Raw genomic sequence first — 15,538 nt, 5'->3', positions numbered from 1 at the left:
AGTCTTAGATCCAGCTGAGCTCCCACAGGCGCCAGATGCCCGTGCCGTCCGTCAGGTACTGGGAGCCGGTGACCGCGTCCGTGGAGAGGACGTAGTCCTTCTTCTGCCACAGCGGGACGAGCGGGACGTCGACGGCGACCTGGTCCTGGATCTCCGTGAAGTCCTTCGTCGCCCGGCCCCGGTCGCCGTACTGCTGCGTCGAGGCGATCAGGGCGTCGATCTTCTTGCTGGAGAAGTCGTTGTGCAGGGTGTTCTTGGTGCCGACGAGCGGCGCGGTGAAGCTGTCGGAGTCGGGGAAGTCGGGGAGCCAGCCGACGGGGTAGGCGTCGTAGTCGCCCTTCGCGTACCCCTTCTGGAAGCTCTGCCAGTCGGCCTCGACGACCTTGACCTTGAAGAGGCCGGTCTCCTCCAGCTGCCGCTTGATCTCGGCGGCCTCGGCGGCGTACGTGGCGTCCTTGCGGAAGCCGTACGTGAACTCCACCGGCGTCCGGATCCCGGCCTTCCGCAGGAGGGACTCGGCCTTCTCCTTGCTCGGCTCCGGGTAGACGTCGTAGAAGGCCGTGCTGTGGCCGACGAAGCCCTGCGGGATGAGGGAGTAGAGCGGCTCGACCGTGCCCTTGTAGGCGCCCTCGGTGATCGCCGGCCGGTCGATGACGGCGGCGACGGCCTGGCGGACGGCCTTGCTCGCCATGGGCGAGCCGGGCCGGACGTTGAAGTTGAGGTTGCGGATCTCGGCGCTCTCCGCCTCGGTGATCCGGGTCCCGTCCTTGGTCTCCAGCGACGAGATGAAGTTCGGCGGGAGCTGCCGGTGCGTGACCTGGACCTCCTTCGCCTTCCAGGCGGCGGCGAGCTGCTCGGACTGGCCGTAGTACTTCACGAGGACGGTGTGGGCGGCCTTGGTGATGGCGCCCTTGTACTTCGGGTTGGGCTCCAGGAGCGCGGACTCGCCCTCCTTGTACTGCTTGAGGAGGTACGGCCCCGAGCCGTCCACCGCCGTGCCGGTCCGCAGCCTGTCGGCCGGGTACTGGTCCTTGTCGACGATCGAGCCGGCGCCCGTGGCCACCTTCAGCGGGAACGTGGCGTCACGGCCGCTCAGGTGGAAGGTGACGGTACGGCCCTCGGCCGACACGTTCTTCAGCATCGGGAAGAGCGGCTGCGGACCGACGTCCGTCTTGATGCGCAGCATCCGCTCGAAGGAGTACTTCACGTCCTCGGCGGTGATCTTGCGCCCGCTGGCGAAGGACAGGTCGTCGCGGAGCGTGCACTGGTACGTGGTGAGTTCGGAGCCCAGGAACTTGCAGCTCTCGGCCGCGTCCGGAACCGGCTGCGTGAGGCCCGGCTTGAACGTCAGAAGTGACTGGAAGACGTTGCTGTACATCGCCCAGGAACCGGCGTCGTACGCGCCGGCCGGGTCGAGCGATGTCACCTCGTCGGTCGTTCCGATCGTGATCGGATCGGTCCGGGCCGCGTCGGAGGGCAGAAGTTGCCAGCCCCCCACTCCGGCGGCCACCAGTACTCCACAAGTGATGAGGATCCGCAGACGGACCGTCGACCGCATTGCCGTGCTTCCTTTTTTTGGTACCACCCCAGATGCGACGGCCCCCGGAAACGCCGCGATGGCTGAATCTCATCACACGGGTTTCACAGGGGGAAGGGAAAACTTTCACATCACAGGTATATGTCCGGGATATGAGATTTTAAGTCGATGAGCAGCACGTATCGGTCTCTACGCGGGGAGTGACATCGTCCGTTTCAGGCCTGTTTCGACGCGAGTTCGACGATCGTGATGTCGGACGGCGCCCCCACCCGGACCGGCGGCCCCCAGGCGCCCGCACCCCGCGACACGTACAGCTGGGTGTCCCCGTACCGCTCCAGCCCCGCGACCGTCGGATTGGCCAGTTCGGCGAGGTAGTTCCCCGGCCACAGCTGGCCGCCGTGCGTGTGCCCGGACAGCTGCAGGTCCACGCCGTGCCGCACGGCGTCGTGCACGACGATCGGCTGGTGCGCGAGCAGCACCGCCGCACGGGCCCGGTCCCGGTCCCCGAGCGCCCGCCCGAAGTCGGGCCCCCGCCCCTCGCTCTCCCCCGCGACGTCATCGACGCCCGCGAGGTCGAAGCCGGCCGGAATCTCCACGCGCGCGTTCCGCAGCGGGTGCAGCCCGAGCTCGCGGACATGGTCGACCCAGGCGTCGGCCCCCGAGAAGTACTCGTGATTGCCGGTCACGAAGAACGAACCGTGCCGGGCACGGAGCCGGGCGAGCGGCTCGGCGGCCGGACCGAGGTTCTCCACGGTCCCGTCGACGAGGTCACCGACGACGGCGATCAGATCGGGCTGGGTGGCATTGATGCTGTCCACGATCCGCTGGGTGTGGGCGCGGCCCAGGATCGGCCCGAGGTGGATGTCGGACACGACGGCGATCCGATACCCGTGCGCGGCCCGCGGAATCTTCGCGAGCGGCACGGTGACCCGCTTCACCCGCGGCCCGCGCAGCACCCCGTACGTCCCGTACCCGACGGTCCCGACGGCGACGGCGGCCGCGGAACCCGCGACGACCCGCGAGACGAACAGCCGCCGGGAGACATCGGCGGGGGCGGCCTCCACGGCCTCGGCCCGCCCTTCGCCCTGTTCTTCCCCGGCTGCGGGCACGGTCACGGGTACGGGCGCAGGCACGGGCGCCACCGCTCGCCGCGCCGCCCAGGTCCGCAGCAACGGCCGGACGGCCTCCCCGACCAGCAGCGCCAGCACCAGGTACAGGAGCACGGCGAGCCAGAGGAACCCCGGCCACGCGACCGCCTGCTGGACCACGAAGGGCGCCCCCAGCTGCGAGGACACCAGCGCCCCGACCGAGAGCAGCGGCAGCGCCACGACGACGCCCGTACCGATCCGGCGCCCCCGGCTCCGGGGCTCCGTGACGTCCCTCACCAGACGCCGCCACACGTACCAGTGCACCGCACCGAGCAGCACGAGCGCCACGACCAGAAACACCAGAAACACGACTGCGCCGCCTTCCCCCTCGCTCCAGCCGTAGCGTACAGAGGCCCGCCTGCAGGGCCCGGCGGGGACGGTTCGATACTGGCTGGAAAGAACTCGCCCACTCCGAAGGACCCCCCATGAAGCTCAGCCGCCGCGCCTCCTGGTTCCTGCTCGCGTTCGGCGTCTGGTCCTGGGTGATCTGGGTGACCTTCGCGAAGAACCTCTGGAAGGACGGAAGCGGTCTCGCCTTCGACGACGCGGGAGACCCGACGGCGTACTTCTGGGTCCACCTCGCCCTCGCGATCACGTCGTTCGTCCTGGGGACGGCCGTCGGCGTGATCGGCCTCCGGGGCGTCCGAGCGGGCAGGAAGTAGGCCCTCGGCCGTACGCCACGGGACACGGCCCGCGGACGGGGCCCGGGGTCACCGGCCGTACGTGTCGCGATACCCGCGCAGCCCGGGGGCGCGTACGGCGGGCAGTCCGGCCAGGGTGTCCCTGAAGGCCCCGTGATGGGGCGTCAACGGGTGCCGCGGCAGCGGATAGTCGTCGCGCAGGACGCCCTCCGGGAGCACCCCGGTCGCGGGCATCGGCGAGGTCTCGCCCGGGTGGGCGAGGTACGCCCAGACCCCGCTGTCCAACGGCACCGCCTCCCCCTCGTCGCCGGGCGGGCGCCAGGGCGCACCCGTGAGGGGGTGGCGGGGGACGAGGAGGAGGTCGGGACGGGGCCGGGGCGTGCGGATCCCTGGGCCGGCCAGCCCCACGGACCGGCCTCCGGGCCCGGCGGGGAGGTACCGGTCGACGGCGTGGCCGAGCAGTTCGGCGACAGGACCGGCGGGGAGGATCGCCGGGCGGCCCTCGGCGGCCACCACGAGGTGGGCCAGCGCGACCCCGACCGCCGCCTGCCAGCGGCGGCTCCACGACCCGTCGGGTTCGACGGGCGGGACGCGGTGCCCGGCACGTTCCAGGTCGTCCCAGCCGGGCGCCGGACCGGCCGGGAGCCCCGAGGCGCGGCGTACCACCGCGGCGGGCTCCGGCCACACCGCCTGCCACACCCCGCAGTCGTCCAGGCGGGTCGCCACCGCCCGCCCGCACCCCTCGCACGCCAGGTTGGGCCCGGCCCGGCCGTCCACACCCTGGCAGTGGCCCTCGCACTTGTCGGGGATCAGGGCGATGGACCGGGAGTCGCCGGGGGCGACGACGATCCTGTTCCGCGCGCCGAAGGAGACGGAGGGCACCGGGGCGTACACGCCCTGCCGGGCGGCCGCTTCCTCGCCGACCTCCTCCCACGGCCGCCGGGGCGGTCCGGTGGGCCGGGGATCGACGGCGTACGTCGCGGGCTCCATCAGCGGAGGGTGGAGTTCCTCCCCTCCCCCGTGGTGGGTGTGGTCGGGGAGGGCGACCCGTGACACCGGCGCCGTCAGCACCGTGCCGCACCCGGCACACGCGAACACGTCCGATCAAGCTCCCCCTCGCTCCGGTTCCCCGCCGGATCGTGCCCCGCCGTCGGCGGAGGAACCAGGAGGACCCCCGCGTCCGGGTGGACGGCAGGAGGGCGAACCGCCTGCCGGGGTTCGGATCGGTTGGGTGGGCCTGTACGTTCTCGATCGTGTCTGCTTCGAAGAAGACCGCTTGGGCGGTCGCTGCTGCCGTGTTTCTACCGCTCGTCGTTGCCGCGCCCGCGGCTCATGCGGACGGGAAGGACGGGAAGGACAAGCAGCCCAAGCCTCCCGCCATGATGTCGAAGGTGGGCGGGGCGCTGCTCAGCAAGCCGGGGACGCAGGTGCGGCTGGGGGCGGGGGCTCCGGTGCTGCCGAAGGAGTTGTCGGGGCGGTCGTGGATCGTCGCGGACGCGGAGAGCGGGGAGGTGCTGGCGGCGCACAACGCGCACTGGAGGCTGGCGCCGGCGTCGACGTTGAAGATGCTTTTCGCCGATACGTTGCTGCCGAAGTTCCCGAAGACGCAGAACCATCTGGTGACCAATGCCGATCTGGCGGGGATGGGGGTCGGGTCCAGTCTGGTGGGGATCAAGGAGAAGCAGACCTACAGCGTCCATGATCTGTGGCTCGGCGTCTTCCTCCGGTCCGGCAATGACGCCGTGCACGTGCTGACCAGCATGAACAACGGGATCCGGCAGACCGTGAAGGACATGAACGACCACGCGGCCGAGCTGCAGGCCCTGGACACCAACGTGGTCTCGCCGGACGGGTACGACGCCCCGGGGCAGGTCTCCTCCGCGTACGACCTGACACTCATCGCCCGCAACGGGATGCGGAAGGCGGACTTCCGCGAGTACGCCGCCACGCCCCGGGCCGCCTTCCCCGGTGAGGCCAAGCCGGGGAAGAAGCGGGAGACCTTCGAGATCCAGAACACCAACCGGCTCCTCACCGGCGACATCGGCGTCGCCCCGTACCAGGGCATCGCCGGGGTCAAGAACGGCAACACCACGCACGCGGGTGCCACCTTCACCGGGGTCGCCGAGCGCAACGGCAGGGTCCTGCTCGTCACCGTCATGAACCCCTCCTCGAAGGAGCAGCACGCGGTCTACAAGGAGGCCGCCCGGCTGCTCGACTGGGGCTTCGCGGCCTCGGGGAAGGTGACGCCGGTGGGCGAGCTGGTGCCGCCCCGCTCGGAGCGCACGACGCCCACCGCCCCCGACGACGGCACGGCCCCCGCGCCCGGCAAGAACGCCCCCGAGGGGCCGGTCCACGCGACGGCCGCCGCCGAGAAGTCGGGCGGGGTCGGGATCGCGCTGGCCGTCGCGGGCGGTGTGCTCGTCCTCCTGGCCGGGGCGGTCTTCCTGGTCAACCGCCGCTGGCCGCTGGCCGGGGCGGCGGCTCGGGGTCGCCGTCCCGGGGACTCCCCGGAGCCGGAGCCGGAGCCGGAATCGGGGTCGGGGTCGGAGTCGGAGCCGGGGTCTAAGTCGTCCTCCGACGTGACTCGGTAGCCGTCCACGCCGAGCAGAACAGCAGCAGTTTCGCGGTGAAGTTGATCCAGAGGAGCAGGGCGACCGGGACGCCGAACGCCCCGTACATCGACTTCGCCGCGACCTCCTTCATGTAGCCGCCGAGGAGCAGCTTCAGGAGTTCGAAGCCGACCGCGCCCATCAGCGCGGCCACCACGAGGTCCCGGCGGCGCGGTTCGACGCCCGGCAGCAGCGTCAGCACGTACAGCAGGATCAGGAAGTCGGCGACGACGCCGACGAGGACGGCGGCGGCCTGGAGCAGGTAGCCGCCCGCGCCCTCGCCCGAGATGCCGAGGCGGTCGGCGCTCCAGCCGACGGCGGTGGAGCCGAGCCAGGAGGCGGCGAGCGAGGCGAGGGCGACGCCGCCGAGGCCGAGGAGGATCAGCGCGTCCTTGCCCTTGAGAAGGATCGGGTTGCCCTCGATGGCGTCGAGTCCCCAGACCGCGCGCAGGCACTCCCGCATCGAGCCGATCCAGCTGATGCCCGTGAAGAACAGGATGACGCCGGCGACGAGCCCGATGGTGCCGGCGTTCGCGACGAGCCCGCCGATGTCGAGCTGGTCGGAGATGCCGGGCACCTGGTCGGCGATCTTCGTCTCGATCTTGTCGAGCTGCTCCTTGCTGAGGAGCGCGGCGCCGATCGCGGCGGCGACCGTGATCAGCGGGAACAGGGCGATGAAGGAGATGAAGGTGATCGCGGCGGCGAGCCGGGTCCAGTGCGCCTCGTCGAGGGTCTCGTAGGCGTGCCAGGCGTGGGTCCGCATGAGGCGGGCGACCCACGGGCCGATGACGGGGAGCTTGGTCAGCCAGTCCATGTCGTACGTTCCGTCCATTCCTCGCGCCGTCGGATCACCCGGTACGAGAATCCCCCGGCGGAGCTCACAGACCCGCGACCGACATCCCGTACAGCACGGCCCATGCGCAGCCGATGACGGCGAGCGGGCGGTCGCGCAGCACGACGTCCTCGGGGGCGCCCGCCGTGCCGCGGTCGGCGAAGACCGCGTACCGCAGGATCCCGAGGACGAAGGCGGCCACGGAGAGCTGGCGCCAGGGCAGCGAGGTCTCCGCCGGGCCCGTCTCCAGGGCCCACAGGCAGTAGCCGAGGACGGCGGCGCCGGCCGCGAGCTGCCAGACGAAGCGCAGGTAGCCCGTCGTGTACTGGGTGAGCAGCGCGCGCGTGGCCCCCTCGGCGCCCTCCATCTGGACGGCCTCGGAGTACCGCTTGGCGGCGACCACGAACAGCGCGCCGAACCCGGTCGTGATGAGGAACCAGCGGGACAGCGGGATGCCGAGCGCCACCCCGCCGATCATCGCCCGCATCAGGAAGCCGGTGGCGACGACGGCGAGGTCGGCGACGAGGACGTGTTTGAGGCGCAGGCAGTACGCGACCTGTATGACGAGGTACGCGACGAGCAGGGCGGCGGTCAGCGGGCCGCACAGGAGCGCGGCGGCGGTGGCGGAGCCGAGGGCGAGGAGGGCCCCGGTGCCGGTGGCGAGGGCGACGGGCACCTGCCCCGAGGCCACGGGGCGGTGGCGTTTGGCCGGGTGGGCGCGGTCGGCCTCGGCGTCGCGCGCGTCGTTGAGGAGGTAGACGGCGGAGGCGGCGGCCGTGAACAGGGCGAAGACGAGGGCGAGTCGGGCCCCGGTCTGCCAGGAGCCGAGCCGTCCGGCGGCGGCGGGCGCGGCGAGGACGAGGACGTTCTTGACCCACTGCCGGGGCCGGGCGGTCCGCACCAGCCCGAGCGCCCACCCGCGGTGCGCACGCGCGCGCGTGTCCCGTACGGCGGCGGGCGCGTCGAGCACGGCGGCCGCCCCGGTGCGCCCGCTCACGTGGGGACGTCCCCACGCGCGCGCGTGGCGGTCAGGAGGCGGCGGCCCGCCACCGCCGTGGCGGCGCCCAGGAGCGCGCCGGCGGCGACGTCGCTCGGATGGTGCACGCCCACGACCAGCCGGGAGAGGCACATCGCGCCCGCCAGCGGGGCGGCGAGCCGGCCTGCGGCCGGGTGCAGCGCGCCGAAGGCGACGGCCGCCGCGGCGGCCGAGGTCGCGTGCGAGCTGGGGAAGGAGTGCCGGCCGGCCGTACGGACGAGGGGCTCGTACGTCTCCGGGGCCGGCCTGGGCCGCCGTACGAGGCGCTTGACGCCCATGCTCGCCAGGTGTGCCCCGGCGATCAGCGCGGTCCCCCGCAGCCAGCCGCTCCGGCGCGGGCGGTCGAAGGCGGCGCCGGCGAGCCCGGCCGCCAGCCAGAGGGCGCCGTGCTCACCGCCGAGGGAGAGGCCCCGCGCGGCGACGGCCACGGCGGGCCGGTGCCCACAGGCCCGCAGGGAGCCGAGCAGCCGCCGCTCGGCGGAGACCCAGCGGGGCTCGCACCCCCGCTCGGCAGAGGCCCCGCCGGGCCGCTCGGGGGCGGATGGTTCTGGGTTGCGCATCCGTGGTGCTCCCTGTCGGGACTGGAGGTTGCGGGCGGTCGACATGACTCTGGCGCGGGCCGCGCGCGAGGGCGCCGAGCCTCTTTCATGACACTCGTTCAATCACCCGTTCCAATGAACTGCTCATCACCCATTTCGACGAACCGCTCTTCAATACCGGCATACGCGACATACACGGCGATACGGTCACCGTCATGGCTGTCGAGACCCGCGTCCTGGACGACGACTGCGAAGCGCTCACCGGCTGGGGCCGCACCGCCCCCAGCCTCGCGCGCGTGTACCGGCCCCGGGGGCATGCGGAGGCCGTCGAGGCGGTGCTCGGGTGCGGGGCCCGGGGGGCGGTCGCGCGGGGGCTCGGACGGGCGTACGGGGATGCCGCGCAGAACGCGGGCGGGGCCGTTCTCGACATGACCGGGCTCGACCGGATCCTGGGCGTGGACGCGGCCGCGGGACTCGTCGCGTGCGAGGCGGGGGTCAGTCTGCACCGGCTGATGGAGGAGCTGCTGCCGCTCGGGTGGTTCGTCCCGGTGAGCCCCGGCACCCGGTACGTGACCGTCGGCGGAGCGATCGGCGCCGACATCCACGGCAAGAACCACCATGTCTCGGGCTCCTTCGGCCGGCACGTGACCGCGCTCGAACTCCTCACCGCCGACGGCGAGGTCAGGACCGTGCGGCCCGGGACCCCGCTCTTCGACGCCACCACCGGCGGCATGGGCCTGACCGGGGTGATCCTCTCCGCCACCCTGCGGCTGCTGCCCGTCGAGACCTCCCTGATGCGGGTGGACACCGAGCGCGTCCCCGACCTCGACGGGCTGATGGCCCGGCTGACGGACGGCGACCACGCGTACCGCTACTCCGTCGCCTGGATCGACCTGCTCGCCCGGGGCGCCGCCACCGGCCGCGCCGTCCTGACGCGCGGCGACCACGCCCCGTACGAGGCGCTGCCCCGCCGCCACCGGGCCCGCCGCGATCCGCTCGCCTTCCGGCCGGGACGGCTGCCCGCCCCGCCGCCGTACGTCCCCGGCGGGCTGCTCGGCCGCACGTCCGTCGGACTGTTCAACGAGCTCTGGTACCGCAGGGCCCCCCGCGCCGAGACGGGCAGGCTCCAGTCGCTGCCGGGCTTCTTCCACCCCCTCGACGGGGTCCCGCACTGGAACCGGATCTACGGGCCCGGCGGCCTCGTCCAGTACCAGTTCGTCGTCCCGTACGGGCAGGAGGACGCCCTCCGGCGGATCGTGCGGCGGATCGCGGACCGGGGCTGCCCGTCCTTCCTCGCCGTCCTGAAGCGGTTCGGCGCGGGCGACCCCGGCTGGCTGTCCTTCCCGCTCCCCGGCTGGACCCTCGCCCTCGACCTGCCCACCGGCCTCCCCGGCCTCGGCCGCTTCCTGGACGCGCTCGACGAGGAGGTCGCGGGCGCCGGCGGCCGGGTCTACCTCGCCAAGGACTCCCGGGTCCGGCCGGAGGTCCTGGCCGCGATGTACCCCCGGCTCGACGAGTTCCGGGCGCTGCGCGCCGCGCTCGACCCCCGGTCCGTCTTCACCTCGGACCTCGCCCGCCGTCTCGCCCTCTGAGGAGGACCCACCATGAAGGACGCCTTCGGTGCCCCGCAGTCCCTGCTCGTCCTCGGCGGCACCTCCGAGATCGGGCTCGCCACCGCCCGCCGTCTGATCGCCCGCCGCACCCGCACGGTCTGGCTGGCCGGCCGCCCCTCCCCCGCGCTCACGGCCGCCGCCGACTCGCTGCGCGCGCTCGGCGCGGACGTGCGCACCGTGCCCTTCGACGCACTCGACACCGAGGCGCACGAGGAGCGGCTCGGGAAGGTCTTCACGGAGGGCGACATCGACATGGTGCTGCTCGCCTTCGGGGTCCTCGGCGACCAGGCGCGCGACGAGTCCGATCCGGTCGCCGCCGCCCGGGTCGCGCAGACCAACTACACCGGCGCCGTCTCGGCCGGTCTGGTGTGCGCGGGCGCGCTCCAGGCGCAGGGGCACGGTTCGCTGGTGGTGCTGTCCTCGGTGGCGGGCGAGCGGGCCCGCCGCGCCAACTTCGTCTACGGCTCGTCGAAGGCGGGGCTCGACGCCTTCGCGCAGGGCCTCGGGGACGCGCTGCACGGCACGGGCGTGCACGTCATGGTCGTACGGCCCGGGTTCGTGCGCTCGAAGATGACGGCCGGGCTCGCGGAGGCGCCGCTCGCGACGACCCCGGAGGCGGTCGCGGGCGCGATCGAGCTGGGGCTGCGGCGGCGCTCGGAGACGGTGTGGGTGCCGGGGGCGCTGCGGATGGTGATGGCGGCCGTACGGCACCTGCCGAGGCCGCTGTTCCGGCGCCTGCCGGTGTGACTAGGCGGTGGGCGTCGGGGTGTCCACCGGGCTGCCGCCCTGCGCGGGGACCGCCGAGATCGGGCGGCCGCTGCCGAACTCGTAGTCGTACAGCTTGCGCCAGACCCCGTCCGGGCCCTGCTCGTACAGCGCGAAGGAGCGGCAGGTCCAGGCCGCCTCGTAGCCGGCGAGCTCCTCGAACGCCCGGTCCATCCCCTCCTCGGAGATGCCGTGCGCCACGGTGACGTGCGGGTGGTACGGGAAGGCCAGCTCGCGCGCGAGCGGGCCCTGCTCGTCCCGGATCCGCTGCTGGAGCCCGTTGCAGCAGGGCACGCCCTCCGCCAGCTTCACGAAGACGACCGGGGAGAGCGGGCGGAAGGTCCCGGTGCCTTCGAGGCGCACGGGGAAGGGCTGGTGGTCGGCGGCGACGGTCGCGAGGTGCGCCTCGATCTCCGGGAGCCGCTCCTCGGGGACCTCGGTCGGCGGGACCAGGGTGACGTGCGTGGGGATGCCGTACGCGGCCGGGTCCCCGAAGCCGGCGCGCCGCTCCTGGAGCAGGCTGCCGTAGGGCTCCGGGACCGCGATCGAAACGCCGAGCGTTACGGTCCCCACGTCGTTCTCCTCCGTTGTCGGTCGACTTGTGTCGGATGGTGCCAGCCGCCAGTGTGCGGCAGGCACCACCCTTTGGGCCAGGGTCCTTGGACTCGGCGCTCGGCTCAGTGCTTGGCGGGCAGGAAGCCGATCTTCTCGTACGTCTGCGCCAGCGTCTCGGCGGCGACGGTACGGGCCTTCTCCGCGCCCTTGGCCAGGACCGAGTCCAGCGTCTCCGGGTCGTCCAGGTATTCCTGGGTGCGGTCCCGGAACGGCGTGACGAAGTCCACCATGACCTCGGCGAGATCCGTCTTCAGCGCGCCGTACATCTTGCCCTCGTAGCTCTTCTCCAGGTCCTCGACGGAGGTCCCGGTGAGCGTGGACATGATGGCGAGCAGGTTGGAGACGCCGGCCTTGTTCTCCGGGTCGAAGCGGATCACCGTGTCGGTGTCGGTGACGGCGCTCTTGACCTTCTTCGCGGTGACCTTCGGGTCGTCCAGGAGGTTGATCAGGCCCTTCGGCGAGGACGCCGACTTGCTCATCTTGATCGTCGGGTCCTGGAGGTCGTAGATCTTCCCCGTCTCCTTGAGGATGTACGGGGCCGGGATCGTGAACGTCTCGCCGAAGCGGCCGTTGAAGCGCTCCGCGAGGTCGCGGGTCAGCTCGATGTGCTGGCGCTGGTCCTCGCCGACCGGAACCTGGTCGGCCTGGTAGAGCAGGATGTCCGCGACCTGGAGGATCGGGTACGTGAAGAGGCCGACGCTCGCGTTGCCGGCGCCCTGCTTGGCGGACTTGTCCTTGAACTGCGTCATCCGGGAGGCCTCGCCGAAGCCGGTGAGGCAGTTCATGACCCAGGCGAGCTGGGCGTGCTCGGGGACGTGGCTCTGGATGAAGAGGGTGCAGCGCTCGGGGTCGAGACCGGCGGCGAGCAGCTGGGCGGCGGCGAGCCGGGTGTTGGCGCGCAGCTCGGCGGGGTCCTGCGGGACCGTGATCGCGTGCAGGTCGACGACCATGTAGAAGGCGTCGTGCGTCTCCTGCAGCGCGACCCACTGGCGGACGGCGCCGAGGTAGTTGCCGAGGTGGAACGAGCCTGCGGTGGGCTGGATTCCGGAGAGCACACGGGGACTGTCAGAGGCCATGCGCCCCATTCTCTCAGGTGCCGGCCCCGGTACCGGACGTGGCATCGCGGCCCGTGAGACGAGAAACACACATCGCACGCGAAGCACTCGAAGTGCTCGAAGTGCTCGAAGCGCTCGGAGGGGGAACCGGCGGCGGACGTACGGGCGCGGGCCGAGGGCGTTCTTCGGGAGCCGGTCGGCCCGGGCCGGGAATCGGCCGTCGCCGAGAGCCAAGGGCTGAGGGCCGAGGGCTGGGGGCCGAGGGCTGGGGGCCGAGGGCTGGGGGCCGAGGGCTGGGGCCGAGGGCTGAGGGCCGAGGGCTGGGGGCCGAGGGCGTCCCGGGCCACGCCTGCCGTCCGGGCGGCAGGCGTGGGCCGGAGTCGCGCTACACCGGGAGGCCCGGGGCGGGGAACGCCGCCATCAGGTCGGCGACCTCGGCACGGACGGCGTGGAGGGCGTCCTCGTCGCCGGTTCCGGCGGCGGTGACGGCACGGTCGATCCACTCGGCGACCTGCGGCATGTGTGCGACCCCCAGGCCGCGGGAGGTGAGGGAGGGGGTGCCGATGCGGATGCCGGAGGGGTCGAAGGGCTTCCGGGGGTCGTAGGGGACGGTGTTGTAGTTCACGACGATCCCGGCCCGGTCGAGGGCCTTCGCCGCGATCTTGCCCGGGACCTGCTTGGGCGTGAGGTCGATCAGGATCAGGTGGTTGTCGGTGCCGCCGGAGACCAGGTCGAAGCCGCGGGCGAGGAGGGCCTCGGCGAGGGCCCGGGCGTTGGCGACGACGGCGTGGGCGTAGTCGCGGAAGGAGGGCTGGGAGGCCTCGCGGAGGGCGACGGCGATGGCGGCGGTGGTCTGGTTGTGCGGGCCGCCCTGGAGGCCGGGGAAGACGGCCTTGTCGAGGGCCTTGGCGTGCTCCTCGGTGGACATGAGCATGGCGCCACGGGGGCCGCGGAGGGTCTTGTGGGTGGTCGTGGAGATGACGTCGACGTGCCCGACCGGGGAGGGGTGCGCGCCGCCCGCGATGAGGCCGGCGATGTGGGCGACGTCGGCGACGAGGACGGCGCCGGACTCGCGGGCGATCTCGCCGAAGGCGGCGAAGTCGATGGTGCGGGGCAGCGCGGTGCCGCCGCAGAAGATGATCTTCGGGCGTTCCTTGAGGGCGAGCTCGCGGACCTGGTCGAAGTCGATCAGACCCGTGTCCTGGCGGACGCCGTACTGGACGCCGTGGAACCAGGTGCCGGTGGCGGAGACGCCCCAGCCGTGGGTGAGGTGGCCGCCCATGGGCAGGGCCATGCCCATGACGGTGTCGCCGGGCCGCGCGAAGGCGAGGTAGACGGCGAGGTTGGCCGGGGAGCCGGAGTACGGCTGGACGTTGGCGTGGTCGACGCCGAAGAGGGCCTTGGCGCGCTCGATCGCGAGGGTCTCGACCTGGTCGATGTTCTGCTGGCCCTCGTAGTAGCGGCGGCCGGGGTAGCCCTCGCTGTACTTGTTCTGGAGGACGGTGCCGGAGGCTTCGAGGACGGCGGCGGAGACGTAGTTCTCGCTGGGGATGAGGCGCAGGGTCTCGGCCTGGAGCCGTTCCTCGGCGCCGACGAGGGCGGCGAGCTCGGGGTCGGCGGCGGCGAGCGCGGGGTGCTGCGGGGACGTGGTCATGTCGTTCCTCCGGGCGTGCGGCGGACGGTCCCGGGACTGAGGTGTGCACGGGACCAGGGGCCCGTGATGCCCAGGCGAGCGGCACCTCGTGTAAGGGAGCGCGCGCGGCTCCCCCGGGGTCTCTTCCCCGTACGCCAGTCGCCGTGCGTGTTTCCAGACTAGCGGGCGCGCCGTCGCCGAGGTTTCCCGGTCCGGCATGCGAGCGACGATAAGAAAGGGGCCACAGCCCCTGGGTCACCCCTGAGCCGCAGGACGAACGGAGATCCCGTGTCGAGGACAGAAGACGCGATCGCTTCCGCCGACGCGCACAGCGCTCACAACTACCACCCCCTTCCGGTCGTCGTCGCCTCGGCGGACGGCGCGTGGATGACCGATGTCGAGGGCCGCCGCTACCTCGACATGCTCGCCGGGTACTCGGCGCTCAACTTCGGGCACGGCAACCGGCGTCTGATCGACGCCGCGAAGGCGCAGCTGGAGCGGGTGACGCTGACCTCGCGCGCCTTCCACCACGACCGCTTCGCCGAGTTCTGCGCGCAGCTCGCGGAGCTGTGCGGCAAGGAGGCGGTGCTGCCGATGAACACGGGGGCGGAGGCGGTCGAGACGGCCGTGAAGACCGCCCGGAAGTGGGGGTACGAGGTGAAGGGCGTGCCGGACGGGCACGCGAAGATCGTGGTCGCGGCGAACAACTTCCACGGCCGGACGACGACGATCGTGAGCTTCTCGACGGACCACGAGGCGCGGGACCACTTCGGGCCGTACACACCGGGGTTCGAGATCGTGCCGTACGGGGACCTGACCGCGATGGAGGCGGCGGTCACCGAGAACACGGTGGCGGTGCTGCTCGAACCGATCCAGGGCGAGGCGGGGGTCCTGGTCCCGCCGGCCGGCTATCTGGCGGGGGTGCGGGAGCTGACCCGCCGGCGGAACGTGCTGTTCATGGCGGACGAGATCCAGTCGGGCCTGGGCCGGACGGGGCGGACGTTCGCGTGCGAGCACGAGGGCGTGGTGCCCGATGTGTACATCCTGGGGAAGGCGCTGGGCGGCGGGGTGGTGCCGGTGTCGGCGGTGGTGGCCGACCGCGACGTCCTCGGGGTGTTCCGGCCGGGTGAGCACGGGTCGACGTTCGGCGGGAACCCGCTGGCCTGCGCGGTGGCCCTGGAGGTGATCGCGATGCTGCGGACGGGCGAGTTCCAGGAGCGGGCGGCGGAGCTGGGCGAGCACCTCCACGCGGAGCTGGGGCTGCTCGTGGGCGGAGGCGCGGTGGAGGCGGTGCGCGGGCGCGGGCTGTGGGCGGGCGTGGACATCGTGCCGTCGAAGGGGACGGGCCGGAAGATCTCGGAGAAGCTGATGGGGCGCGGGGTCCTGGTGAAGGACACGCACGGGTCGACGATCCGGATCGCTCCGCCGCTGGTCATCTCGAAGGAGGACCTGGACTGGGGCCTGGAGCAGCTGAGGGGGGTTCTGTCGGACTGACGGAGTCCGTCCGAAGAGGGT

The 15,538-nt window shown here is 72.5% G+C and carries 14 protein-coding genes and 1 riboswitch; of the genes, 5 read left to right on the top strand and 9 right to left on the bottom strand.

What is annotated here, in order from left to right:
- Positions 1 to 4: 4 nt before the first annotated feature.
- Positions 5 to 1,558: an ABC transporter substrate-binding protein gene (locus ACFYUS_RS01100; protein WP_388844265.1), complete on the bottom strand. Its 1,554-nt coding sequence runs from the start codon at positions 1,556 to 1,558 to the stop codon at positions 5 to 7.
- A gap of 194 nt (positions 1,559 to 1,752) precedes the next feature.
- The gene (locus ACFYUS_RS01095; RefSeq protein WP_388844263.1) at positions 1,753 to 2,994 is read right to left on the bottom strand and encodes a metallophosphoesterase; all 1,242 of its coding nucleotides are present in this window, start codon (positions 2,992 to 2,994) and stop codon (positions 1,753 to 1,755) included.
- A gap of 116 nt (positions 2,995 to 3,110) precedes the next feature.
- Here ACFYUS_RS01095 and ACFYUS_RS01090 point away from each other — a divergent pair, with 116 nt between their 5' ends.
- On the top strand, positions 3,111 to 3,347 hold the full coding sequence (locus ACFYUS_RS01090; RefSeq protein ID WP_388844261.1) for an SCO4848 family membrane protein: 237 nt from the start codon (positions 3,111 to 3,113) through the stop codon (positions 3,345 to 3,347).
- Between the two features lie 48 nt (positions 3,348 to 3,395).
- Here ACFYUS_RS01090 and ACFYUS_RS01085 read toward each other — a convergent pair whose 3' ends face one another.
- Positions 3,396 to 4,316: a hypothetical protein gene (locus tag ACFYUS_RS01085; RefSeq protein WP_388844259.1), complete on the bottom strand. Its 921-nt coding sequence runs from the start codon at positions 4,314 to 4,316 to the stop codon at positions 3,396 to 3,398.
- Between the two features lie 263 nt (positions 4,317 to 4,579).
- Between ACFYUS_RS01085 and ACFYUS_RS01080 the strand changes: the two genes are divergently transcribed.
- Positions 4,580 to 5,917, top strand: coding sequence for a D-alanyl-D-alanine carboxypeptidase family protein (locus tag ACFYUS_RS01080; RefSeq protein ID WP_388844258.1), 1,338 nt, complete (start codon positions 4,580 to 4,582; stop codon positions 5,915 to 5,917).
- Here ACFYUS_RS01080 and ACFYUS_RS01075 read toward each other — a convergent pair.
- The 3 genes from ACFYUS_RS01075 to ACFYUS_RS01065 form a co-directional block, all read right to left on the bottom strand.
- Positions 5,889 to 6,749: a YihY/virulence factor BrkB family protein gene (locus tag ACFYUS_RS01075; RefSeq protein ID WP_388845947.1), complete on the bottom strand. Its 861-nt coding sequence runs from the start codon at positions 6,747 to 6,749 to the stop codon at positions 5,889 to 5,891. The genes ACFYUS_RS01080 and ACFYUS_RS01075 overlap by 29 nt on opposite strands.
- A 64-nt stretch (positions 6,750 to 6,813) precedes the next feature.
- Positions 6,814 to 7,737 (bottom strand): decaprenyl-phosphate phosphoribosyltransferase, encoded by a 924-nt coding sequence (locus ACFYUS_RS01070; protein WP_388845944.1) that lies wholly within the window; start codon positions 7,735 to 7,737, stop codon positions 6,814 to 6,816.
- Between the two features lie 23 nt (positions 7,738 to 7,760).
- Positions 7,761 to 8,363 (bottom strand): phosphatase PAP2 family protein, encoded by a 603-nt coding sequence (locus tag ACFYUS_RS01065; protein WP_388844257.1) that lies wholly within the window; start codon positions 8,361 to 8,363, stop codon positions 7,761 to 7,763.
- A gap of 194 nt (positions 8,364 to 8,557) precedes the next feature.
- Between ACFYUS_RS01065 and ACFYUS_RS01060 the strand changes: the two genes are divergently transcribed.
- A complete protein-coding gene (locus tag ACFYUS_RS01060) occupies positions 8,558 to 9,934 on the top strand; it encodes an FAD-binding protein (protein WP_388844256.1) in 1,377 nt (458 codons plus the stop codon).
- A gap of 12 nt (positions 9,935 to 9,946) precedes the next feature.
- Complete coding sequence (locus ACFYUS_RS01055) at positions 9,947 to 10,702, top strand: decaprenylphospho-beta-D-erythro-pentofuranosid-2-ulose 2-reductase (protein WP_388844254.1); 756 nt, start codon at positions 9,947 to 9,949, stop codon at positions 10,700 to 10,702.
- Here ACFYUS_RS01055 and ACFYUS_RS01050 read toward each other — a convergent pair whose 3' ends face one another.
- From ACFYUS_RS01050 to glyA, 3 genes are all read right to left on the bottom strand, one after another.
- Positions 10,703 to 11,293 (bottom strand): 2'-5' RNA ligase family protein, encoded by a 591-nt coding sequence (locus ACFYUS_RS01050; protein ID WP_388844252.1) that lies wholly within the window; start codon positions 11,291 to 11,293, stop codon positions 10,703 to 10,705.
- A 104-nt stretch (positions 11,294 to 11,397) separates the two neighbouring features.
- The gene (gene trpS, locus ACFYUS_RS01045; RefSeq protein ID WP_388844250.1) at positions 11,398 to 12,411 is read right to left on the bottom strand and encodes a tryptophan--tRNA ligase; all 1,014 of its coding nucleotides are present in this window, start codon (positions 12,409 to 12,411) and stop codon (positions 11,398 to 11,400) included.
- A gap of 364 nt (positions 12,412 to 12,775) precedes the next feature.
- Positions 12,776 to 14,044: a serine hydroxymethyltransferase gene (glyA, locus tag ACFYUS_RS01040; protein WP_388844248.1), complete on the bottom strand. Its 1,269-nt coding sequence runs from the start codon at positions 14,042 to 14,044 to the stop codon at positions 12,776 to 12,778.
- Between the two features lie 61 nt (positions 14,045 to 14,105).
- Positions 14,106 to 14,196, bottom strand: a riboswitch (ZMP/ZTP riboswitch).
- A gap of 115 nt (positions 14,197 to 14,311) precedes the next feature.
- On the opposite strand from glyA, the gene rocD reads away from it, so the two are divergent.
- Positions 14,312 to 15,517, top strand: coding sequence for an ornithine--oxo-acid transaminase (gene rocD / locus ACFYUS_RS01035; protein WP_388844246.1), 1,206 nt, complete (start codon positions 14,312 to 14,314; stop codon positions 15,515 to 15,517).
- Positions 15,518 to 15,538 lie beyond the last annotated feature (21 nt).

The sequence above is a fragment of the Streptomyces sp. NPDC004284 genome, assembly GCF_042874035.1.
Lineage (GTDB): Bacteria > Actinomycetota > Actinomycetes > Streptomycetales > Streptomycetaceae > Streptomyces.
This window is presented reverse-complemented; position numbering and strand designations above follow the sequence as displayed.